At 53.5% G+C, this 23,563-nt stretch carries 20 protein-coding genes and 3 pseudogenes; 4 read left to right on the top strand and 19 right to left on the bottom strand.

The window, feature by feature from the left end; all coding sequences use genetic code 11:
• Positions 1-96: 96 nt before the first annotated feature.
• The 8 genes from sucD to sdhC form a co-directional block, all read right to left on the bottom strand.
• Positions 97-966, bottom strand: coding sequence for a succinate--CoA ligase subunit alpha (sucD, locus tag OGY06_RS07405; protein ID WP_003022929.1), 870 nt, complete (start codon positions 964-966; stop codon positions 97-99).
• Positions 966-2,132, bottom strand: coding sequence for an ADP-forming succinate--CoA ligase subunit beta (gene sucC, locus OGY06_RS07410; RefSeq protein ID WP_003022927.1), 1,167 nt, complete (start codon positions 2,130-2,132; stop codon positions 966-968). Before sucC ends, sucD begins: the two co-directional genes overlap by 1 nt.
• A 90-nt stretch (positions 2,133-2,222) precedes the next feature.
• Positions 2,223-3,446: a 2-oxoglutarate dehydrogenase complex dihydrolipoyllysine-residue succinyltransferase gene (gene odhB, locus OGY06_RS07415; RefSeq protein ID WP_003022925.1), complete on the bottom strand. Its 1,224-nt coding sequence runs from the start codon at positions 3,444-3,446 to the stop codon at positions 2,223-2,225.
• Between the two features lie 14 nt (positions 3,447-3,460).
• Positions 3,461-6,262 (bottom strand): 2-oxoglutarate dehydrogenase E1 component, encoded by a 2,802-nt coding sequence (sucA, locus tag OGY06_RS07420; protein WP_003831411.1) that lies wholly within the window; start codon positions 6,260-6,262, stop codon positions 3,461-3,463.
• 265 nt (positions 6,263-6,527) lie between these two features.
• Entirely contained in the window at positions 6,528-7,244 is a 717-nt protein-coding gene (sdhB, locus tag OGY06_RS07425) for a succinate dehydrogenase iron-sulfur subunit SdhB (protein WP_003022921.1), read from the bottom strand.
• Between the two features lie 15 nt (positions 7,245-7,259).
• A complete protein-coding gene (gene sdhA, locus OGY06_RS07430) occupies positions 7,260-9,026 on the bottom strand; it encodes a succinate dehydrogenase flavoprotein subunit (protein WP_003831409.1) in 1,767 nt (588 codons plus the stop codon).
• On the bottom strand, positions 9,026-9,373 hold the full coding sequence (gene sdhD, locus OGY06_RS07435) for a succinate dehydrogenase membrane anchor subunit (protein WP_003831408.1): 348 nt from the start codon (positions 9,371-9,373) through the stop codon (positions 9,026-9,028). Before sdhD ends, sdhA begins: the two co-directional genes overlap by 1 nt.
• Complete coding sequence (gene sdhC, locus OGY06_RS07440; protein ID WP_003831406.1) at positions 9,367-9,771, bottom strand: succinate dehydrogenase cytochrome b556 subunit; 405 nt, start codon at positions 9,769-9,771, stop codon at positions 9,367-9,369. The genes sdhD and sdhC overlap by 7 nt, the downstream gene beginning before the upstream one ends.
• 383 nt (positions 9,772-10,154) lie before the next feature.
• Here sdhC and OGY06_RS07445 point away from each other — a divergent pair.
• The 3 genes and pseudogenes from OGY06_RS07445 to OGY06_RS07455 all read left to right on the top strand — a co-directional run bounded on the left by OGY06_RS07445 (position 10,155) and on the right by OGY06_RS07455 (position 12,974).
• Positions 10,155-10,265: pseudogene (locus tag OGY06_RS07445) on the top strand (hypothetical protein).
• Positions 10,266-10,468: 203 nt separating this feature from the next.
• Entirely contained in the window at positions 10,469-11,752 is a 1,284-nt protein-coding gene (locus tag OGY06_RS07450; protein WP_003831404.1) for a citrate synthase, read from the top strand.
• Between the two features lie 175 nt (positions 11,753-11,927).
• Positions 11,928-12,974, top strand: a pseudogene (locus OGY06_RS07455) (AbrB family transcriptional regulator).
• Here OGY06_RS07455 and nei read toward each other — a convergent pair.
• From nei to ybgI, 8 genes are read right to left on the bottom strand one after another with little or no spacing between them, the layout of a single operon-like run.
• The gene (gene nei / locus OGY06_RS07460) at positions 12,971-13,762 is read right to left on the bottom strand and encodes an endonuclease VIII (protein WP_003831400.1); all 792 of its coding nucleotides are present in this window, start codon (positions 13,760-13,762) and stop codon (positions 12,971-12,973) included. The pseudogene OGY06_RS07455 and the gene nei sit on opposite strands and share 4 nt — an antisense overlap.
• A 14-nt stretch (positions 13,763-13,776) precedes the next feature.
• On the bottom strand, positions 13,777-14,421 hold the full coding sequence (gene pcp, locus OGY06_RS07465; protein WP_003831398.1) for a pyroglutamyl-peptidase I: 645 nt from the start codon (positions 14,419-14,421) through the stop codon (positions 13,777-13,779).
• Positions 14,422-14,430: 9 nt separating this feature from the next.
• Positions 14,431-15,426 (bottom strand): DUF979 domain-containing protein, encoded by a 996-nt coding sequence (locus OGY06_RS07470; RefSeq protein ID WP_003831397.1) that lies wholly within the window; start codon positions 15,424-15,426, stop codon positions 14,431-14,433.
• On the bottom strand, positions 15,423-16,145 hold the full coding sequence (locus OGY06_RS07475) for a DUF969 domain-containing protein (RefSeq protein WP_003831395.1): 723 nt from the start codon (positions 16,143-16,145) through the stop codon (positions 15,423-15,425). Before OGY06_RS07475 ends, OGY06_RS07470 begins: the two co-directional genes overlap by 4 nt.
• A 55-nt stretch (positions 16,146-16,200) precedes the next feature.
• A complete protein-coding gene (gene pxpA, locus OGY06_RS07480; RefSeq protein ID WP_003831393.1) occupies positions 16,201-16,935 on the bottom strand; it encodes a 5-oxoprolinase subunit PxpA in 735 nt (244 codons plus the stop codon).
• Positions 16,925-17,857 (bottom strand): 5-oxoprolinase subunit PxpC, encoded by a 933-nt coding sequence (gene pxpC / locus OGY06_RS07485; protein ID WP_003831392.1) that lies wholly within the window; start codon positions 17,855-17,857, stop codon positions 16,925-16,927. Before pxpC ends, pxpA begins: the two co-directional genes overlap by 11 nt.
• The gene (pxpB, locus tag OGY06_RS07490; protein ID WP_003831391.1) at positions 17,851-18,507 is read right to left on the bottom strand and encodes a 5-oxoprolinase subunit PxpB; all 657 of its coding nucleotides are present in this window, start codon (positions 18,505-18,507) and stop codon (positions 17,851-17,853) included. The genes pxpC and pxpB overlap by 7 nt, the downstream gene beginning before the upstream one ends.
• 16 nt (positions 18,508-18,523) lie before the next feature.
• On the bottom strand, positions 18,524-19,267 hold the full coding sequence (ybgI, locus tag OGY06_RS07495) for a radiation resistance protein YbgI (RefSeq protein WP_003831390.1): 744 nt from the start codon (positions 19,265-19,267) through the stop codon (positions 18,524-18,526).
• A 289-nt stretch (positions 19,268-19,556) separates the two neighbouring features.
• On the opposite strand from ybgI, the gene dtpD reads away from it, so the two are divergent.
• Complete coding sequence (dtpD, locus tag OGY06_RS07500) at positions 19,557-21,038, top strand: dipeptide permease DtpD (protein WP_003831389.1); 1,482 nt, start codon at positions 19,557-19,559, stop codon at positions 21,036-21,038.
• 47 nt (positions 21,039-21,085) lie between these two features.
• Here dtpD and OGY06_RS07505 read toward each other — a convergent pair.
• From OGY06_RS07505 to OGY06_RS07515, 3 genes and pseudogenes are all read right to left on the bottom strand, one after another.
• Positions 21,086-21,454: pseudogene (locus OGY06_RS07505) on the bottom strand (Rpn family recombination-promoting nuclease/putative transposase); the annotation flags it as partial.
• 38 nt (positions 21,455-21,492) lie between these two features.
• A complete protein-coding gene (gene phrB / locus OGY06_RS07510) occupies positions 21,493-22,911 on the bottom strand; it encodes a deoxyribodipyrimidine photo-lyase (RefSeq protein ID WP_003831379.1) in 1,419 nt (472 codons plus the stop codon).
• An 18-nt stretch (positions 22,912-22,929) separates the two neighbouring features.
• On the bottom strand, positions 22,930-23,484 hold the full coding sequence (locus OGY06_RS07515; protein WP_003831377.1) for a DUF1722 domain-containing protein: 555 nt from the start codon (positions 23,482-23,484) through the stop codon (positions 22,930-22,932).
• Positions 23,485-23,563: the final 79 nt, after the last annotated feature.

Raw genomic sequence — 23,563 nt, forward strand, 5'->3', positions numbered from 1 at the left:
TTGCAGACATAAAAAAGGCCATCATCAGATGGCCAACCATGTCGAAACGGGACCAGCCCTTGACTATGCAGAGAGTCAGGGCTGTTTTTTTATTTCTTACTTAATAACGGTTTTCAGCGCTTCGCCGATATCGGCCAGGCTACGAACAGTTTTCACGCCTGCAGCTTCCAGCGCAGCGAATTTCTCATCCGCTGTACCTTTACCACCCGCGATGATCGCACCCGCGTGACCCATACGCTTACCTTTCGGCGCAGTCACACCCGCGATGTAACCTACAACCGGCTTGGTTACATGATCTTTGATGTAAGCAGCCGCTTCTTCTTCCGCGCTACCGCCGATCTCACCGATCATGACGATCGCTTCAGTCTGCGGATCTTCCTGGAACAGCTTCAGGATGTCGATGAAGTTAGAGCCTGGGATCGGGTCACCACCGATGCCTACACAGGTAGACTGGCCGAAACCATAGTCGGTAGTCTGCTTAACCGCTTCATAGGTCAGGGTACCTGAACGGGAAACGATACCCACTTTACCCGGCTTGTGAATGTGGCCCGGCATGATACCGATTTTACATTCACCCGGAGTGATAACGCCTGGGCAGTTCGGGCCGATCATGCGTACGCCAGCTTCATCCAGCTTCACTTTCACGGTCAGCATATCCAGCGTTGGGATACCTTCGGTGATGGTGATAATCAGTTTGATGCCTGCATCGATTGCTTCCAGAATGGAGTCTTTGCAGAACGGGGCCGGAACGTAGATAACGGTGGCGGTTGCGCCGGTCGCTTCTACCGCTTCACGTACGGTGTTGAACACTGGCAGACCCAGATGCGTGGTGCCGCCTTTGCCCGGCGTAACGCCACCGACCATTTGCGTACCGTAAGCGATCGCTTGTTCAGAGTGGAATGTCCCCTGGCTACCGGTGAAGCCCTGGCAGATAACCTTGGTATCTTTATTAATTAAAACTGACATTATTTCCCCTCCACTGCGGCAACAACCTGCTGAGCTGCATCCGTCAGACTTTTCGCTGCAATAATATTCAGGCCGCTATCAGCCAGTTTTTTCGCGCCGAGTTCAGCGTTGTTACCTTCCAGACGTACCACGACCGGAACGTTTACGCCTACTTCTGCTACCGCGCCGATGATACCGTCAGCGATCAGGTCGCAACGTACGATACCGCCGAAGATGTTAACCAGTACGGCTTTAACATTGTCATCAGAGAGGATAATTTTGAACGCTTCGGTTACACGCTCTTTGGTCGCACCGCCGCCAACGTCGAGGAAGTTAGCCGGTTCGCCGCCGTGCAGCTTAACGATGTCCATGGTGCCCATTGCCAGGCCCGCACCGTTAACCATACAACCGATGTTGCCGTCCAGCGCAACGTAGTTCAGTTCCCACTGTGCAGCCTGCGCTTCACGCGGATCTTCCTGAGACTGGTCGCGCATTTCGCGCAGGTCAGCCTGGCGGAACAGTGCGTTGCCGTCAGCGCCCAGTTTGCCGTCGAGGCAGATCAGGTCACCCTGCTTGGTCACAACTAGCGGGTTGATTTCGATCAGCGCCAGATCGCGCTCCAGGAAGATAGTCGCCAGACCCATGAAGATCTTGGTGAACTGCTGAACCTGTTTACCTTCCAGACCCAGTTTGAACGCCAGCTCACGACCCTGGTAAGGCATTGGGCCTGCCAGCGGATCGAGCGCCACTTTGTGGATCAGGTGCGGAGTTTCTTCCGCTACTTTTTCGATTTCCACGCCGCCTTCGGTAGAGGCCATGAAGACCACGCGACGGGAGCTACGGTCAACAACTGCGCCGAGGTAAAGTTCTTTACCAATGTCGGTCGCGGCTTCAACCAGAATCTGATTTACCGGTTGGCCATGGGCGTCTGTCTGGTAAGTAACCAGACGTTTACCCAGCCAGTGTTCAGCAAAAGCGCGAATGTCTTCTTTGCTGTTTACCACCTTCACACCGCCCGCTTTACCACGGCCACCAGCGTGAACCTGACATTTCACTACCCACGGGCCAGCACCGATTTTAGATGCAGCTTCTTCGGCTTCACGCGGAGTAGTACAGGCATAACCCACCGGTGCCGGTAAGCCATAGCGGGCAAAAAGTTGTTTTGCCTGATATTCATGTAAGTTCATGTGTTCTGTCCATCCTTCAGGTAATCGTTATCTTTTACCCGTAGGTCTGATAAGCGTCCAGACCTACGGGGCAGGTGATACTCTTATTAACTACACGTCCAGCAGCAGACGCGTTGGATCTTCCAGCAACTCTTTAATGGTTACCAGGAAGCCTACTGACTCACGACCATCGATCAGACGGTGGTCATAAGACAGCGCCAGATACATCATCGGCAGGATTTCAACCTTGCCGTCTACCGCCATCGGACGATCTTTGATGGCATGCATACCCAGGATGGCGCTCTGCGGTGGGTTGATGATCGGCGTAGACATCAGGGAACCGAACACACCACCGTTAGTGATGGTGAAGTTACCACCCGTCAGATCTTCGACCGTCAACTTGCCGTCGCGACCTTTAACTGCCAGTTCTTTAATATTCTTCTCAATGTCAGCCATACCCAGCAGATCCACATCACGCAGGACCGGCGTGACCAGGCCACGCGGCGTGGAGACCGCCATGCTGACATCAAAGTAGTTGTGGTAAACCACGTCATCACCATCAATGGACGCGTTCACTTCCGGATAGCGTTTCAGCGCTTCAACAACCGCTTTCACATAGAAAGACATAAAGCCCAGACGGATACCGTGGCGTTTCTCGAACGCATCACCGTATTGCTTACGCAGGTCCATGATTGGCTTCATGTTGACTTCGTTGAACGTGGTCAGCATGGCGGTGGAATTTTTCGCTTCCAGCAGACGCTCGGCTACGCGTTTGCGCAGACGGGTCATCGGAACACGTTTTTCGCCACGCGCGCCCAGTTGAGCCTGTGGTGCAGGTGCTGCTGCCGGCGCTTTTGCTTCGGCTTTCGCAGCCGGAGCTTTCGCCAGATGTTTTTCAACATCTTCACGGGTGATACGACCGCCGACACCGGTGCCGTTGATAGCGCTGGCTTCGAGGTTATGCTCACCCAGCAGGCGACGGATCGCCGGGCTCAGGGCATCGTTGTTCTGCTCAGCAAGAGACGCCTGCTGGCGCTGTGCCGGAGTAGAATCTTTCTCTTCAGACTTAGCACTGGTTTCTTTACCGGTGCTGTTGCCTTCACGCAGGCGACCGAGGATCTGGCGAGAAGTGACGGTTGTCCCTTCATCTTCCAGAACCGCATCAAGAATACCGTCCGCTGATGCCGGTACTTCCAGTACCACTTTGTCAGTTTCGATTTCTACCAGTACTTCATCACGACGTACTGCATCGCCCGGTTTTTTGTGCCAGGTTGCAACCGTTGCATCCGCTACGGATTCAGGCAGGTCGGGAACAAGAATATCTACGCTACTCATTATTTATCCTTTATTTAATCGACGTTCAGCGCGTCATTTACCAGATCTTGTTGCTGCTTCTGGTGAACGGACATATACCCTACTGCCGGAGAGGCAGAGGCCGGGCGACCTGCATAACGCAGAGCTGACCCAAATGGAATTACTTCACGGAAATGATGCTGGCTGCAGTACCATGCGCCCTGGTTGAGCGGCTCTTCCTGGCACCAGACAAAATCATGTACGTGAGCAAATGGTTTCAGCGCTTCCTGCACCGCTTTATGCGGGAACGGATAGAGCTGTTCGATGCGCACAATGGCGACATCTTTTTGGTCGTTCTTGCGGCGTTGCTCCAGCAGGTCGTAATAAACCTTACCAGAACACATCACGACACGCTTCACGCCTTTAGGATCAAGTTCATCTACTTCGCCAATGGCTGGCAGGAAAGTACCATTTGCCAGTTCGTCCAGCGTAGACACCGCCAGCGGATGACGCAGCAGCGACTTCGGTGACATCACCACCAGCGGACGACGCATACCTCGCAGCGCCTGACGACGCAGCATGTGGTAAACCTGCGCCGGGGTAGACGGGACGCAAACCTGCATGTTTTGCTCAGCGCAAAGTTGCAGATAACGTTCCAGACGCGCGGAGGAGTGCTCCGGACCCTGACCTTCATAGCCGTGCGGCAGCAGCATAACCAGACCGCACATACGGCCCCATTTCTGCTCACCGGAAGAGATGAACTGGTCGATAACGACCTGCGCACCGTTGGCGAAGTCGCCGAACTGTGCTTCCCAGATGGTTAGCGTGCGCGGTTCTGCTGTGGCATAACCGTACTCGAACGCCAGCACGGCTTCTTCAGACAGTACGGAGTCCCATACGCGGAAGGTGCCTTGTCCGTTATGCACATGCTGCAGCGGAGTGTAGGTTGAACCGTTGGCCTGGTTATGAATTACCGCGTGACGGTGGAAGAAGGTTCCGCGACCGGAGTCTTCACCAGACAGACGGACCGGAATGCCTTCGTCAACCAGCGTGGCGTAAGCCAGATTCTCTGCACCACCCCAGTCAAACAGCTTCTCGCCTGCGGCCATGGCCTGACGGTCGCCGTAAATCTTGGCAACACGCGACTGCATTTCAACCGCTTCAGGTACAGTGCTGATGCGTTTTGCCAGCTCCTGCAGACGCTTCATCTCAACTTTGTTCGGGTAGTTTTCATCCCACTCGTGGTTGAGGTACGGCGACCAGGTGAAGGAGTGCATGTTCATTGGACGCCACTCTTTCACTACGCATTCGCCAGCATCCAGCGCGTCACGGTACAGATTGACCATTTCAGTCGCATCTTCCAGCGTGGCGACCTTGTCCGCTTCCAGCTTATCAGCGTAGATTTTGCGCGGGGTCGGATGCTTTTTGATTTTCTGATACATCAGCGGCTGGGTTGCGCTCGGCTCGTCGGCTTCGTTGTGGCCGTGACGGCGGTAGCACACCAGATCGATGAAGACATCGCGTTTAAAGGTATTACGGAAATCCAGCGCCAGGCGGGTCACGAAAGCGACCGCTTCCGGGTCATCCGCGTTCACGTGGAAAATCGGCGCCTGAACCATCTTACCGATGTCGGTACAGTACGGTGTAGAACGCGCATCCAGCGGGTTAGACGTAGTGAAGCCCACCTGGTTGTTGATAACGATGCGAACGGTACCGCCCACTTCGTAACCACGCGCTTTCGACATGTTCAGGGTTTCCTGAACCACGCCCTGCCCGGTAACTGCCGCATCACCGTGAATGGTGATTGGCAGGACTTTATTGCTGCTCGGCTCGTCCAGACGATCCAGACGTGCACGTACGGAACCGATAACTACCGGGCTAACGATTTCCAGGTGCGACGGGTTAAACGCCAGCGCCAGGTGTACCAAGCCGCCTTCGGTTTCGATATCAGACGAGAAGCCCATATGGTACTTCACGTCACCGGTGCCGAGGTGTTCTTTATGTTTGCCCGCAAATTCGTCGAACAGTTCCTGCGGGCGTTTGCCCAGTACGTTAACCAGAACGTTCAGACGACCACGGTGCGCCATGCCCAGTACCACTTCACGGGTACCGCTGTTACCGGCGTGGCGGATCATCTCTTTGAGCATTGGGATTAACGCATCACCGCCTTCCAGCGAGAAGCGTTTTGCACCCGGGAACTTAGCGCCCAGGTAGCGTTCCAGACCTTCCGCTGCGGTCAGTTCGCTGAGGAAGCGTTTCTTCTCTTCGCTACTGAATGCGGCACGGCCAGACTCGATACGCTGCTGAAGCCAGCGTTTTTCTTCGGTGCTGGTGATGTGCATATACTCGGCGCCAATTGGGCCGCAGTAGGTTTGTTTCAGCGCGACAACCAGGTCGCTCAGCTTCATGGTGTCTTTGCCGCCGGCAAAAGAACCTACGTTAAAGCTTTCCTGGAAATCCGCATCGGTCAGATCGTGGAAAGACGGGTCCAGATCGGCCACATTTTCTTGTTGCCACAGTCCCAGCGGATCGAGATTCGCATGCTGATGACCGCGGAAACGATAGGCGTTAATGAGCTGCAGGACTTTAACCTGCTTCACATTGGCATCAGGGTCGGAAATAGAAGAAGAGTAACGTGGGGTAATCAACGCCTGTCGACGGAAATAATCACGTGTTTTTGAGTGGAGTTGATCCGGTTTGACTCCGGTACCAGGTAACTGCTGGAACGTCGAACGCCAGTTAGCATCTACCGAGTCAGGGTCGGTTAAGAAGTCTTCATAGAGCTGTTCTATCCAGCTCTGGTTTGAACCAGAGAGGTAAGAAGAGTCCAACCAGGCTTTCAAAGCGCTGTTCTGCATCGTGATCCCTTAAGCATTTGTATGCTTACTTCGCCGTGGATACTACCACGCACACCGATGTGCGTGCCGGGGTTCACTTGTTGCGGACTGTCGTGTCATCTGCGTCCGCTAAGGAACCTTTAAAAACTGTCTAATAATGTGGCAGTTTTTAGAGGTTTCCTGCACTTAAATTGCCTGATGGCGCTTCGCTAATCAGGCCTACAAGGTACGTAACCCGTAGGCCGGATAAGACGCTACGTCGCCATCCGGCAACCACTACAACTACTTACGCACTACGTTTGAGCAGCATCGACTTAATATGGCCGATGGCGCGCGTCGGGTTCAGTCCTTTCGGACATACGCTGACGCAGTTCATGATGCTATGGCAGCGGAATACGCTGAAAGCGTCACTTAAACCTTCCAGGCGGCTGTCGGTCTCGGTATCGCGGCTATCAATTAAGAAGCGATACGCTGCCAGCAGACCTGCCGGGCCAATAAACTTGTCCGGGTTCCACCAGAATGATGGGCAGGACGTTGAGCAGCATGCACACAAAATACATTCATACAGCCCATCGAGCTTCTCACGCTGCTCTGGCATTTGTAAATGCTCACGAGCTGGCGGATTTTTCCCATTATTCAACAAGTAAGGCTTAATCTTCTCATACTGTGCGTAGAATTGCCCCATGTCTACCACCAAATCGCGCACAACCGGTAAACCCGGCAGCGGGCGAATGACAATTTTTTTGCCCGGCTGATTCAGCGCAGAAATAGGAGTGATACAGGCCAGTCCATTTTTGCCGTTCATGTTCAGACCGTCGGAGCCACAAACCCCTTCACGGCAGGAGCGGCGGAACGACAGTGACGGATCTTTTTCTTTCAGCTGCATCAAGGCATCCAGCAGCATCATGTCGCGCCCTTCTTCCGCCTCCAGGGTGTAATCCTGCATGCGCGGAGCGTCGTCAACATCCGGGTTATAGCGATAAACTGAAAACTCGAGTTTCATTGTCCTGTCTCCGCATTAATAAGTACGAATCTTCGGCGGGAATGCCGGGCGCAGCTTCGGTTCCATATTGACTTGACGTCGCGTCATGGATTCCGATTCTGGCAGGTACAGGGAATGGCACAGCCAGTTTTCATCATCACGTTCCGGGAAGTCGAAGCGGCTATGCGCGCCACGGCTTTCGGTACGGAAGTTTGCAGATACTGCAGTGGCGTACGCGGTCTCCATCAGGTTATCCAACTCCAGACACTCAACGCGCTGGGTGTTGAACTCGCTGGAGGTATCGTCCAGACGGGCATTTTTCAGGCGTTCGCGGATCGCTTTCAGCTCTTCCAGACCTTTCGCCATCGCATCGCCTTCGCGGAATACCGAGAAGTTATGCTGCATACATTCTTGCAGCGCTTTGCGAATCGCCACCGGGTCTTCACCGTTACGGTTACCGTTCCAGCGGTTCAGACGCGCCAGAGAAGCGTCGATTTCGTCTTCGGTCGCATCCAGCAGGTCACCCTGCTCAGCGATAGATTCCTGCAGGTGCAGACCAACCGCACGACCAAATACGACCAGGTCCAGCAGCGAGTTGCCGCCAAGACGGTTGGCGCCGTGAACCGATACGCAGGCGATTTCGCCGACGGCAAACAGCCCAGGGATCACCACATCTTCACCCTGCTCATTCACGGTCAGCGCCTGGCCAGTGACTTTGGTCGGAATACCGCCCATCATATAGTGGCAGGTTGGGATAACCGGAATCGGCTCTTTGACCGGGTCAACGTGAGCAAAGGTACGAGACAGTTCGAGAATGCCCGGCAGACGGGATTCCAGCACTTCTTTACCCAGGTGGTCGAGTTTCAATTTGGCATGCGGACCCCACGGGCCGTCGCAGCCGCGACCTTCACGGATTTCGATCATGATGGAACGCGCCACCACGTCACGACCCGCCAGGTCTTTCGCATTCGGGGCATAACGCTCCATGAAGCGTTCGCCATGTTTGTTCAGCAGGTAGCCACCTTCACCACGGCAGCCTTCTGTTACCAGAACGCCTGCACCGGCGATACCTGTTGGGTGGAACTGCCACATCTCCATATCCTGCACCGGCACGCCAGCGCGGATAGCCATACCAACACCGTCACCGGTATTGATGTGGGCATTAGTAGTGGACTGATAAATACGGCCAGCACCGCCGGTGGCCAGCACGGTCGCACGGGCTTTGAAGTAAACCACTTCACCGGTTTCGATACACAGCGCGGTACAACCGACAACTGCGCCATCGGCGTTTTTCACCAGGTCCAGCGCATACCACTCGGAGAAGATGGTGGTATGGTTTTTCAGGTTCTGCTGATACAGCGTGTGCAATAGTGCATGACCGGTACGGTCGGCCGCTGCCGCTGTACGAGCCGCCTGCTCGCCGCCGAAGTTCTTCGACTGGCCGCCAAACGGACGTTGATAAATTGTGCCATTGTCGAGGCGAGAGAACGGCAGCCCCATGTGGTCCAGCTCCAGAATCGCTTCCGGACCGGTTTTACACATATATTCAATAGCGTCCTGGTCACCAATGTAGTCCGACCCTTTAACGGTGTCGTACATGTGCCATTCCCAGTTATCTTCATGGGTATTACCGAGCGCAACGGTGATGCCACCCTGCGCGGATACGGTATGGGAACGGGTTGGGAACACTTTGGAGAGCAGCGCACAGGTCTGACCGCTCTGGGAAATTTGCAGCGCCGCGCGCATACCTGCGCCGCCGGCACCAATCACAACAGCATCAAATTCTCTGACTGGCAGTTTCATTACACACCCCACACCACAACAAATCCATAAATGACGTAAACCACCAGCGCAACGACGATAGCCAGTTGCAGAATCAGGCGCACAGCCAGAGGTTTAACGTAGTCGGTCAACACCTGCCACATGCCGATCCAGGCATGAATCAAGATGGAGAAAAGTGCCAGCAGGGTGAAGACTTTGGTGAATGCCGATGAGAAGAAACCGGTCCAGACTTCATACGTCAGCTCGCCGCTGGTGGCGAAGAAACCGACCATATAGATGATGTATAACGTCAGAACGATAGCGGTAGCACGGACCAGAATGAAGTCATGTACGCCGTTGCGTCCTAATGCGGAGGCGTTGCTTACCATACGAGGACTCCTGCGAGAAGTGAAAGCACGACAATGATAACGAAACAAATTTTGGCAGAGCGTGTCCCTGCTTCGAGGGTTTCTTCGATATAGCCAAAATCCATCAACAGATGGCGAATGCCCATTACGGCGTGATATGCCAGCGCAATCAGGATCCCCCACAGAATTAACTCTACAAAGAAGTTATTCATAATGGATGACGCGGTGAGGAAACCTTCAGGGGAGGAAAGGCTGGTACCCAATAACCACAACAGAATCCCGACCGCCACGAAGGTGATCACTCCGGATACGCGATGGAGAATGGACGCTATCGCCGTGATTGGGAACCGGATCGTTTGCAGATCCAGATTGACAGGTCTTTGTTTTTTCACATTTCTTATCATGAATAACGCCCACATGCTGTTCTTATTATTCCCTTTAGACTTCGGGTACAGAAGATGAAGACACCTGTAGCCTGAAAGACGACGGGATTTCCTTCCTCCGGTCTGCGTGCGGGTCAGACAGCGTCCTTACTATAACTACGCGTCATATAAAACACTGCTTCCAGATGCTAAAACGACACGTTACAACGCTGGTTGGCTCGGGATTGCAGGGTATTCCGGAGACCTGGCGGCAGTATAGGACGTTCACAAAATCATTACAATTAACCTACATATAGTTTGTCGGGTTTTATCCCGAACAGTGACATAGGTCACGATAACAACATTATTTTAATTTTTAATCATCTGATTTGACAATCATTAAACAAAGTTGTTACAAACGACACCAGAAAAAGCATATAATGCGTAAAAGTTATGGGGTCACTCTTTCACCGGAGATTTAGTTATGTAACAGTGTGGAAGTATTGACCAATACCTTCAGGACAGTTATTAGTGATAGACAGGTTAAATAATTCGGATTGCTAAGTTCTTGATTTGCAGTTTATTCGCCATGAAAAGACCGTTTTACCTGCAAGCGCCCATAGCTCTGTACCCAGGTCATCCCCTCTTTCGCAGAGCGGCGAGCCAAATAACAAACTGGTAACGGTTTATTGATGCACGAAGGCAAATTTAAGTTCCGGCAGTCTTAAGCAATAAGGCGCTAAGGAGACCGTAAATGGCTGATACTAAAGCAAAACTCACTCTAAATGGTGACGCTGCTATTGAACTGGATGTGCTGAAAGGTACGCTCGGTCAAGATGTTATTGATATTCGTAGCCTTGGCTCAAAAGGGATGTTTACTTTTGACCCAGGTTTCACCTCTACCGCATCCTGCGAATCCAAAATTACTTTCATCGACGGTGACGAAGGTGTTTTGCTCCATCGCGGCTTCCCGATTGACCAGTTGGCGACCGAGTCCAACTATCTGGAAGTGTGTTATATCCTGCTGTACGGCGAAAAACCGACGCAGGAAGAGTACGACGAGTTCAAAACCACAGTCACTCGCCATACCATGATCCACGAGCAGATCACCCGTCTGTTCCACGGTTTCCGCCGCGACTCTCACCCGATGGCCGTTATGTGCGGTGTAACCGGAGCGCTGGCAGCGTTCTATCATGACTCGCTGGATGTAAACAACGCGCGTCACCGTGAAATCGCCGCCTTCCGCCTGCTGTCCAAAATGCCAACCATGGCAGCGATGTGCTACAAATATTCCATCGGGCAGCCGTTCGTGTACCCACGTAACGATCTCTCCTACGCCGGTAACTTCCTGAACATGATGTTCTCTACGCCGTGCGAAAAATACGAAGTGAATCCTATCCTGGAACGCGCAATGGACCGTATCTTAATCCTGCACGCTGACCACGAACAGAACGCCTCAACCTCTACCGTACGTACCGCGGGCTCTTCTGGCGCTAACCCGTTTGCCTGCATCGCAGCCGGTATTGCTTCCCTGTGGGGACCGGCTCACGGTGGCGCAAACGAAGCTGCGCTGAAAATGCTGGAAGAAATCAGCTCTGTTAAACACATTCCGGAATTTGTTCGCCGCGCGAAAGACAAGAATGATTCCTTCCGCCTGATGGGCTTTGGTCACCGTGTTTATAAAAACTATGACCCGCGCGCTACCGTCATGCGTGAAACCTGCCACGAAGTGCTGAAAGAACTGGGTACCAAAGATGATCTGCTGGAAGTGGCGATGGAACTTGAGCACATTGCGCTCAATGACCCGTACTTCATCGAGAAGAAACTCTACCCGAACGTAGACTTCTACTCCGGCATCATCCTGAAAGCGATGGGTATTCCGTCCTCCATGTTCACCGTGATCTTCGCCATGGCACGTACCGTTGGCTGGATTGCACACTGGAACGAAATGCACACCGACGGCATGAAAATCGCGCGTCCGCGTCAGCTGTACACCGGCTACGACAAGCGCGATTTTAAGTCTGATATTAAGCGTTAATTGTCTGCCGGATGGCGCTAGCGCTTGTCCGGCTTAAAGTTATAAACGCTCCCAGGCCGGATAAAGCAGTGATGCCTATGTCCGGCCTGTTTTTATTTGATCCACATTATTTTATTCTTATCGTGCTTTCTCTATGATTTACTGAGATTTCTCACATTTTACTCAGGAGCATGGGATGCCTGTTTTGCAGTGGAGCCTGTTGTTTGTGCTATCGCTCCTTCTTTCCCTGCTCTTTCTGTTTATCCATCTTCCAGGCCCCTTGCTGCTCGGTTCGATGATCGTCGGCATCATTTTCAGTATGCGCGGCATCTCGCTGCATCCTCCTCGCTGCACATTTCTTGGCGCACAGGCGATTCTCGGCTGCATGATTGCCCAAAATCTGACCGGTTCAATCTTTACAACCCTTGCAGCCCACTGGCCGATGGTGATTGTTATCCTGCTGGCAACCCTTATCAGCAGCGCGATAATCGGCTGGCTGCTGGTTCGCTACAGTAATCTACCGGGGAATACCGGTGCGTGGGGCTCGTCGCCAGGCGGTGCAGCGGCAATGGTCGCAATGGCCCAGGATTATGGAGCCGACATCCGGCTGGTGGCGTTTATGCAGTATCTGCGCGTACTGTTGGTGGTCGGCGCGGCAGCGCTGGTCACCCGGTTGGTGATGGGCGACCAGGTGCAAACGGTCAGTGAACAAATCATCTGGTTTCCACCGCTAAGCGGCAATCTTTTCAGCACTCTGATGCTGGCCGCCGTTGCCGGTACGGCTGGACGCCTACTGCGTATTCCCTCTGGCGTCATGCTATTGCCAATGCTGGTGGGTGCCTTGCTGAATGCAAGCGGAGTGATGGTGATTGAACTGCCGGAGTGGCTGCTGGCGATAGCCTACATGTCAATTGGCTGGCAAATAGGTCTTGGCTTTGATAAGCAGATCTTTTTAATGGCATTATGACCACTGCCGCAGATCCTGTTGTCCATTTTTTCACTGATGGCGATCTGCGCCGCCATGGCCTGGGGACTGGCGCATTACATGCAGATCGACTTTCTCACTGCCTATCTGGCAACCAGTCCTGGAGGAGTGGATTCTGTTGCGGTAATCGCCGCAGGAAGCCACGCAGATATGGCGCTCATCATGGCGATGCAAACCCTGCGACTGTTCAGCATTTTGTTAACTGGCCCCGCAGTCGCAAGGTTTATTTCGGTGCACGCGCCAAAACAGCCCGCTTAGTGCTGACATCCCGGACACCAGTAAAAGGGGCGCGAAGAGAGCATCGTTTTTTCGATGATTCCACCACAGCGCTCACAGGTTTCGCCGTCCCGATGAAAGACCTTAAAGCGAAACAACGCACCGTGATGTTTATTCTCATCGACCAGGCCACGGGTATTATAAGACAGGCGCGGAATATCAAGCAGCGCATGTGCCAGTTGATCCAGTTGCTCATCACTAAGCTGCGACGCTTTATGCTGCCCGGTCAACCCAACCTGCCAAAGGATCTCTACCCGCAGGTAGTTACCTAATCCCGCCAGAAACGCCTGGTCCAGTAGCAGACCAGAAAACTGGCGATTACGAAAACGCGGAGATAACAGACGCGCTTTAACCTCATCGGGCGTTAAACGTAAATCCAGTACATCCGGCCCTACCCGTTGCAGGAACGGGTGGGTGGCGAGCTGTTCTGGCGTCAGCATTTCGATGTCAGACGCGCTATAGAGCAGAATTGTCTTGTCATGTGTTTGCAGACTGACGCGCAGTACCCGCGAAGTTTGCGGGATTGTGCCGGTATCCACCACTCGCCACACACCATAGAGCTGATTGTGACTGTACAGCGTCAGGCCATTAGAAAAATGGGTCAGTAATGCTTTCCCCCGCGTTTCAAGCTGGGTAACACGTTGCCCAATTAGTTGAGATTGATACGGTTTTAACTGCTCAAAGGCAAACCAGACATCCGTCAGGGGTTTGCCTTTGACTGCCGCCTCCAGGTTATCCGCCGCACGGCGAATCTCCGGGCCTTCAGGCATAATGCTGTCCTTTGTTAATGTGTTGCGCCGCCCGTCACTGCGATATCGCTTTCCACCTGCAAGGCGGTGGCAATCGCAATCTCCAGCGCACGGCGCACCGTTTCTGTCGCCATACTTGGCGCCCCGGGATGCTGTGCAGCCTGTTGCGGCAAATAAGGGATATGAATAAAGCCGCCCTTCACCGCAGGTACGTCGCGTAGTTTATGCAGCAGGCCATACATCACGTGGTTACACACGAAAGTACCCGCAGTCTGGGAAACCGAGGCCGGAATTCCCGCGTTGCGCATGGCGACAACCATCGCTTTAATCGGCAACGTACTAAACCATGCCGCCGGGCCATCGACCACAATCGGCACATCTACCGGCTGTTGTCCCTGGTTATCCGCAATACGCGCATCGTCAACGTTAATCGCCACGCGTTCCACGGTGATATCCGTGCGACCACCCGCCTGCCCCACCGCCAGCACCAGTGATGGCGACAACGCGTCAATCGCGGCATTGAGTACGGCGAGAGACTCGCCAAATACACACGGTAGTTGGCGGGCAATAACGCGGCATCCGCCGATAATAGCATTGTCGAGGCTCGAGACCACTTCCCAGGAAGGGTTAACTGACTCGCCGCCAAAGGGTTCAAATCCCGTGATGAGTACTGTTTTCATCCTTCCTCCTTACAGGAACATCAGGAAATACATCAGGAACACGTTGACCAGTAGCAGCAGTACGCCGGTTGGCACCTGCGCTTTAATCACCGCGTTTTTGTCCGGTAGCTCCAGCAGCGCTGCTGGAACAATATTAAAGTTCGCCGCCATCGGCGTCATCAGCGTCCCGCAATAGCCGGAGAACATACCAATCGCCGCCATTACCGCTGGATTGCCGCCGTGTTGCAGTACGAGGATCGGAATACCAATCCCAGCAGTCACGATTGGGAAAGCAGCAAACGCATTACCCATGACCATGGTCAGCAATGCCATGCCGATGGTGTACACCGCCACCGCGATAAAGCGACTATCCACCGCCAGATATTCCTGCGTCAGATATGAAATGCCGCTACCCACACCGGCCGCTGTAAACAGCAGCCCGAGCGTAGCCAGAATCTGCGGCAGAATGAACGCCCAGCCAATGGAATCCAGCAGACGGCGCGCCTCCTGAATCGGTTGATGCACCCGCTCATGGGTCATTTTTATCGCCATCGCCAGACCAATCAACGAGCCCGCTGTCATTGAAAAGAGCGTCACCAGCGTGGCGTGATTACCCGGCCCAAACAGCGCATCCTGTAAGCCTGGAATATGGTTGAACATCAGTACGCCAATAACCGTTACCACCGGGATCGCCAGCGCCGGGAAAAACAGGCGGTTGCCCAGGCGGCTGGCGCTTTCTTCGCGCTGTTGCTGCGTCCGTTGATGGTAGCTTCCAAGCTTCACACCGCCAAAACCTGCGATCAGGGCCAGCACGACCACCGCAATGCCGACGGCAATATGCACCGCGCGTTTATCGCCAAACAGCGAGTATGTCCAGTCACCAAGCAGAAACAGTACGCCGTATATGCCCCAAAACAGGCCTGTGGTAAAGCGGCGTGGGTTTGCTTTATCCTGCCAGGACATCAGCGCCACAATCAGTAATACCGCACCTGCCAGCCAGTAGAGATAGCTTTGTTGAAAATTCATTTCGCTTCCCCTTTCGCTGCGGCATTCGCTTTCGCCACCTCACGTTGCAAATAGCTATCCAGACGCCACAAACGCGTGCCGTGGATCAGGAAAGCACAAATTGCCGTCGGGATCCCCCACAAGGCGATATGCAGCGGTTCGGTCTGGATCCCACCAGACTCCAACATAAAGTTATGCATGAATATGATCGCGCCGAAGGCAACGAAGATATCTTCACCGAAAAACAGCCCGACGTTATCGGTCGCCGCTGACATTGCGCGCAGTCGATAGCGAACCGCGCCGGGTATCTCGCCGTGATTTTTCTCGGCGGCCCCTTCCGCCATTGGCGCCAGCAGCGGGCGCACCATCTGCGGATGCCCCCCCAGACTGGTCAACCCTAACGCAGCAGTCGCTTCACGAATGAACAGATAGACAATAAGCAGACGGCCACTGGTGGCACTGCGGATTTTAGCAATCCACGCCTGAGCACGCTCTTTGAGTCCGTGGCGTTCCAGCAGGCCAATAACCGCCAGCGGGATCAGCAGGATAAACGGCAGGTTGCGGGTGTTAAGAAAACCTTCACCCAGCTTCTCGAGGATGGTGGCGATCGGCATATGCGCCGCCAGTCCCGTGACGATCCCGGCAATAATAACCACCAATACCGGATTAAAACGTAAAAGAAATCCGACCACGATGACGGCGATCCCCGTCAATGGCCAGAGAGATATCACCTCTCCCATAATTCATTCCCGTATATGTTGTTGTGTAATATATTGTTGTTTTGTATGGTAAATCTTATGCACCAATTTCAATATTGCATGCATTAAAGGCGCTACGCAAGCGACGGGCAAAAGCGAGTGCGTGCTCGCCATCCCCATGAATGCATACCGTCTGGGCGGTCACGCTTGCCCATGTTCCACTTTGGCTTTTTACTCTGCCGGATTGCACCATTTCTAACGTTTGCGCCAGCGCCTGCTCTTCATCCTCAATCAGTGCGCCCGGCTGGCTGCGGGGTACCAGGCTGCCATCGGCCTGATAACCGCGATCGGCAAAAACCTCCTGACGCGTTATCAAGCCATAGTGTTCTCCGGCGCGAATCAGTTCGCTTCCCGCCAGCCCGACCAGAACCAGCGACGGATCGCAGGCATGAACCGCTTTAGCAATCGCATCGGCCAATTGAGGATCTTTCGCCGCCTGGTTATAGAGCATGCCATGCGGTTTGACATGACGCATCACGCCGCCTTCTGCCCGCGTGATGGCAGCCAGCGCGCCAATTTGATACAGCGTCTGTGCATACACCGTTTGTGCAGGCAGTGTCATGGCGCTACGGCCAAAATTTTCCCGATCCGGAAAGCTCGGATGCGCGCCTATCGCCACGCCATTTTTTAACGCTTCGCGCACGCTTGAGAGCATGGTTTGCGCATCACCGGCATGAAACCCACAGGCAATATTGGCTGAAGACACGAGTTGCAGCAGCGCTGCATCGTTCGCACATCCCTCACCGAGGTCCGCGTTGAGATCAATTTTCATTGTTAAGTCGCCATGTTAACTGTTCCAGGTAACGCTGCTGGTCGTACCGCGCCTTCAGCGCTTCCTCCAGCGAACACTGCACAAAGTGAATCGGCTGACCGAGCGGGATCTGCGCCAGATGATGCATATCTGCCTCGATGATACAGGCGATGCGCGGATAGCCACCCGTCGTCTGAGCATCGTTCATCAGCACGATTGGCTGGCCATTATGCGGAACCTGCAACACGCCGGGGAGCAAACCATGCGACAGCAACTCGCGATCGGTCGTGCGCGTCAGCGGCTGCCCCTGAAGACGATACCCCATACGGTTACTTTGTGGGCTAAGCTGCCACGGCGAGCGCCAGAAAGAGGCCTGCGATACCTCATCAAACTCCTGATACTCAGGGCCGGGCAGTGCGCGAATGAGATTACCCCACATCAGTTGTTTTACACCTTGTGGCCCGCTGAATTGCCGGGTCGATACGCCAATCGCCAGTCGATCGCCATCACGCAGCAGACGCCCTTCAAACCCACCAATGCCCACTTTCAGATCGGTACTACGCGAGCCCATCACTTCGGGAACATCAATACCGCCCGCTACCGCCAGATAACTGCGCATGCCATGAAGCGGGCGTTTTAGCGTCAGGCGCTGCCCGGCTTTTACCGGTAACCGCCATCCGCTCCATACGGGAGTTCGATCCAGATGCGCTTCGCATCCGGCACCGGTCAGGGCAAACCAGCCATCGGCTTCAAACTCCACCACCAGTTGCCCCAGCGTGATTTCCAGCGCTGCGGCATTCGCATCATTACCCACCAGCAGGTTAGCCACGTTCAGCGCCGGTTTATCCAGCGCGCCGCAGTGACTAATTCCGGATTGACGAAAACTATGGCGTCCCCCGTCCTGTACTGAGGTGTACATGCCAGCGCGGATGATGTTTAACATATCCCCTCCTTCTGCGGGACAAAACGCACGGTATCGCCAGCCCGTAACAGAATCGGCTCCTCCCGTTTTGGATCAAATAACGAAACGGAGGTACGCCCAATCAATTGCCACCCACCGGGTGTTGCAAGCGGGTAGATCCCCGTTTGAGATCCACCGATACCGACAGAACCTGCCGGAACAAGCAAACGCGGTTCCGCACGTCTGGGGGTATGCAGCTGTTCAGGTAAGCTCCCGAGATAGGGAAATCCCGGCTGAAAACCGATAAACCACACCACATAGTCAACTGACGCATGAAGTTCGACGACCTGCTTGTCGCTTAATCCACTGTGTCGGGCGACCTCTGCCAGATCAGGGCCAAACTCACCACCATAGGTCACAGGTATTTCAATAAAGCGTGAATCCGGCTCCAGTGCTTCACTCTCTTCCCACCAGCGCTGCAGGCGTTCAATCGCATCCAGCGCCAGTGTTTGCGGGTCGCGCAGGGTAACCGTGATATTGTTCATTCCCGGAATAGCTTCAAGCACATTCGGGGCGTCAACTAAACGCTGAGCCAGACGCCAGATGCGTTTCTGAGTCGCCAGCGTGATGGGGGGCTCCAGTTCAAGAACCACCGCCGTTTCACCTAACAGATAACAACGCGCTCGCTGCACTTTCATCCCTCTTTTATTACGCTGGATTAGGAATATCGATAAAGGTTACGTCCAGATCGGTATTTTCATTCAGCCATTCGCTTAATGCGCGAATGCCGCCGCGTTCGGTCGCATGGTGACCGGCAGCATAAAAATGCAGCCCCTGCTCGCGGGCTGAGTGAATGGTTTGCTCAGAGACTTCACCGGTAATAAAGGCGTCGACACCAAATCGGGCTGCGCTATCAATAAAACTTTGCCCCCCCCCGGTACACCAGGCAACGCGCTGAACTTTCTCCGGCCCGGTATCACCGCACCATAACGGTTTACGACCTAAACGCGCTTCAATCCACGATGCCAGCTCCAGCCCCGGAACCGGCATGGAGAGTTCGCCCCATGGCACCAGCGGTTCAATTTCACCCATCACGGTGATTCCTAGCAGCGCGGCCAACTGCGCGTTATTCCCCAATTCCGGGTGTGCATCCAGCGGCAAGTGCCAGCCATACAGGTTGATATCATTTTCTAACAGCGTTTTCAGACGATTGCGCTTCATGCCGCGAATAACCGGAGATTCGCCTTTCCAGAAATAACCGTGGTGAACGATAACCGCATCCGCTTGCTGGCGTACCGCCTCGTCCAGCAATGCCTGGCTTGCAGTCACACCGGTCACGATTTTATGCACCGTCTCTTTGCCCTCAACCTGCAAACCATTCGGCGCATAATCGCTAATGGCGGCGCTGTTTAGTTTGTCGTTGATCAGTTGTTCCAGTTCGGTGTTTTTCATCATCGTCCTCGTAGTCATCATTTCTGCCTGCCCAATCAGCAACACAGCTTAGGTTAAAATAGCGTCCCCGCCTGCGTTCGTCGATAGCCATTTCACTGACACATAAAGAAACAATCACACCCGCTTTGAACGTGATTTGCTTACCACTACGCGATCTAATTCATGTATATTTATGCAATCAGACAGCATATTGCAAAAATAATCAGATCTGTATCAAAGTTACAACTTTAAGGAAACACACTCGCGCAGCACGTTCAGCCAGTCGCGAGGCATTTACTTCGAGAAAATAATGAATAAACAAGCATCTCAACCACGGGCGATATACTACGTTGTCGCGCTACAAATCTGGGAATACTTCAGTTTTTACGGCATGCGTGCGCTGCTGATCCTGTATCTCACTAACCAGCTTAAGTACGACGATAATCACGCATATGAACTGTTCAGCGCCTACTGCTCGCTGGTCTATGTCACCCCTATTCTCGGGGGATACCTGGCCGATAAAGTGCTCGGCAATCGAATGGCGGTGATGATCGGCGCATTTTTAATGGCGGTGGGGCATCTGGTTTTGGGTGCCAGTGAAATGGCCCCGGCGTTCCTCTATTTGTCGCTGGCGATAATTGTCTGCGGTTACGGTCTGTTTAAATCAAATATCAGTTGCCTGCTTGGCGAGTTATATCAACCTGAAGACCCACGTCGCGATGGTGGATTCTCTCTGCTCTACGCCGCCGGTAACATCGGTTCGATCATCGCACCAATTGCCTGCGGATACGTGCAGGAAGAGTACAGTTGGGCGATGGGCTTTGCGCTGGCTGCCATCGGCATGCTGGCAGGGCTGGTGATATTCTTATGTGGTAATCGCCATTTCGCCCACACCACCGGCGTCAACAAGGCCGTTCTGTGTGCTAAAACCTTTATTCTGCCAAACTGGGCCTGGCTGTTAGTTTTGTTGGTTGCCGCACCGCTGCTGATTACCGTGCTGTTCTGGAAAGAGTGGTCCGTTTACGCACTGATTGTTGCCACCATTATTGGTCTGGCAGTTCTGGCGAAGATTTATCGCCAGGCACAGACGCAGAAACAACGCAAAGAGCTGGGGCTTATCGTCACGCTGACCTTCTTCAGCCTGTTGTTTTGGGCCTTTGCTCAACAGGGCGGCAGCTCGATCAGCCTGTATATCGACCGCTTCGTTAACCGCGATATTCTGGGGTATTCCGTCCCTACCGCGATGTTCCAGTCGGTTAACGCTTTTGCCGTTATGCTGTGCGGTATCGTACTGGCGTGGGTAGTCAAAGAAAGCGTGAGTGGCAATCGTACCGTACGTATCTGGGGTAAATTTGCCCTTGGCCTCGGCTTAATGAGCGCTGGGTTCTGTATTCTAACCTTGAGCGCTCGCTGGTCCGCTGCTTACGGCCACTCTTCGATGCCGCTGATGGTACTTGGGTTGGCGGTCATGGGCTTTGCCGAACTGTTTATCGATCCGGTGGCAATGTCACAAATTACGCGTATTGAGATCCCTGGTGTTACCGGCGTATTAACCGGCATTTATATGCTGCTTTCCGGTGCTATCGCCAACTACCTGGCAGGCGTTATCGCCGATCAGACCTCACAAGGCTCGTTTGATGCTGCGGGCGCTATCAACTACTCCATCAATGCCTATATTGATGTCTTTAGTGAAATTACCTGGGGCGCGCTGGCCTGTGTGGTGCTGGTGCTGATGATTTGGCTGTACCAGTCGCTTAAGTTCAGAAACCGTTCACTGGCGGTAGAATCCTGAGTGTAGGGGCCCGATGATGTAATCTGATTCGGGCTTTTTTTCAGGAATTACGCATGGCTGGCAGTCAACTCCTCTTCAGAAAGACCTGTAACCAGAAGCACCATGTTGCGATCTATTCCCTGCTCCAACATAGTTTGCGCTATACGTAATGCGGCTTCTCGTTTGCCTCGCTGCAACCCTTCCTGTAATCCATCTAAGCGTAACCGCTCGGCAATCGTCATCAGCTTCTCCTTATGTTGGGGGATCCGTTGCGCCATCTCTTGTATAAATTCATTAAAGCGAGATTCATCGCCGGATTGCAGGATGTAATTAAACATCGCCTGTAGTTGCGTGTCATTAGCGCACCCTGTAAGTAACAGCGTGGCCAGTTGATCTACCAGCCCCATCAAATCCCGCTGACGGATATGTTTTTGCAGATCTGCTGGAAGGTATTACGCAGAAATCCGCTGCGCGCTTATCCCTTACGCGCCGCCTCATATGCCGCCAGCGTCGCCAGCCTCGCCTGTTTATGATCCACAATCGGGCGAGGATAACTTAGTGTCACCTGCGCTTTTTCAGCCCACGACCACGGTTCATGAATGGCTTTACCCGGCACGTCGCGCAGTTCCGGCACCCACTGGCGGATAAACTCACCGTCACGGTCGAATTTTTCGCCCTGCGTCGTGGGGTTAAAGATACGGAAATACGGTGCGGCGTCGGTTCCGGTTGAGGCTGCCCATTGCCAGCCGCCGTTATTGGCCGCCAGGTCGCCATCGATCAGTTGCGACATAAAATACTGTTCGCCTTTACGCCAGTCGATCAGCAGGTCTTTCACTAAAAAACTGGCGGTAATCATGCGTAAACGATTATGCATCCAGCCCGTTGCGTTAAGCTGACGCATGGCCGCATCCACAATGGGGTAGCCCGTATTCCCTGTTTTCCAGGCCTGCAAATGCGTCGGATTATTCTGCCATTGCACGCGATCGGTCCAGCGAATAAAAGGTTGATACCGACACAGCGACGGATGGTAAGTCATTAGATGACGATAAAATTCACGCCAGATAAGCTCATTCAACCAAACGCTACCTGCCCCATCCTCAAGCGCCTGCGGCTGCTCCACGAGCAGTCGATTCAGGCACTGGCGCGGTGATAGTCCTCCTGTCGCCAGGCTTGCGGATAATCGACTGGTTCCGTCAATCGCCGGAAAGTCACGCAGTTGTTCATATTCTCCGGCGGCCTGCTGGCAAAAATGGCGTAACTGCACGATGGCCAATTTTTCTTCTGCCGGAAATTGCTGCGTATCAAAATCCTGCTGCGGGTAGCTCAGCGAGATGGATGTTAATGGAGAGTCAAGAGCACCGCTTTCTCTCACCTTCGGCGCACTGACACATTCTGGGATCCCGTCTTTTATCCGCTTCAGCCAGGCATTTTTAAACGGCGTAAAGACTTTATACATCTCGTGATTACCGGTCATGACCGCCCCCGGAGGCAGAATCACGCTGTCGTCAAACCCTTCGCACACCACCTGAGGTAATAACTTTTCGACGGCAACATCACGCTGGCGTTCGTTTATTTCATATTGATAGTTATAAAATATTCGACTGACGCCATGCTGTACGCAGACGTTTTTGACGGTTTCCACACTGGTCGCAAAATCAGCAACTTCATGAAACAGAAGCGGGATGCCCTTTTCTGCCAGCGCCGTTTGCAACGCGTTCAGCTGCGCGTTAACCAATGCCGCCTGACGTGGGGCCATATCATGCGCCTTCCACTGTTCAGGCGTGGAAATATAGAGCGCGAGTACATGTGCAGAACGATCCCGACAAGCCGCCGCCAGCGCGAGATTGTCGTGCAGACGCAAATCACGCCGAAACCAGACCAGATGCGTGGTCATAACACTCCCTGATAAAAATTAATCATTGCCCTGTAAACGCCAAATCGCAGGCCAGAGTTCAAAATAACGTTGCCCGGACAACCAGGTGTTCGGGTGCTCAGCCATATAGTGTTTGAGGAGCATTAAGGGTGCAAGTAGCGGCTGCGCCTCGCGTCGATAGTTATCGATTATCGAGGTCAATTCCTGACGTTGACGCAGATCGAGCTGATTACGGAAATAGCCCTGCACGTGCATCAATACATTGGTATGGTTACGCCGGGTAGCAGGATTTAATAACAGATGGGTCAATCGTAGGCGATACTCGGTAAAAAAAGCATCGAGATCTTGCCATTCATGGATTGCGGCAACGAAGGGGCCAAGCTCCCGATACTCTGGCTGGGAATGCGCCAGTAGTACCAGTTTGTAGCGAGTATGATAGTCAATTAATGCGCCCCGCGTTAATTTTCGCTGACGCAGGCGGTGCAATTCATGCAAAGCGTAAACACGTATTAATGTATTTTCGTCGAACTGAGGTGCCTCACTCGCTTCTGTGGTCAGACAGGTGCGGATACCAACAGGAATTCTCGTGCTCATCGCCACTCCTTATCCGTTACTCAGATAAGTGTAGACGTCGGCGTATAAAAAAACCGCCACATTGCTGTTAGCGGTTTTC

The organism is Citrobacter sp. Cpo147 (genome assembly GCF_030332405.1).
GTDB lineage: Bacteria > Pseudomonadota > Gammaproteobacteria > Enterobacterales > Enterobacteriaceae > Citrobacter > Citrobacter portucalensis.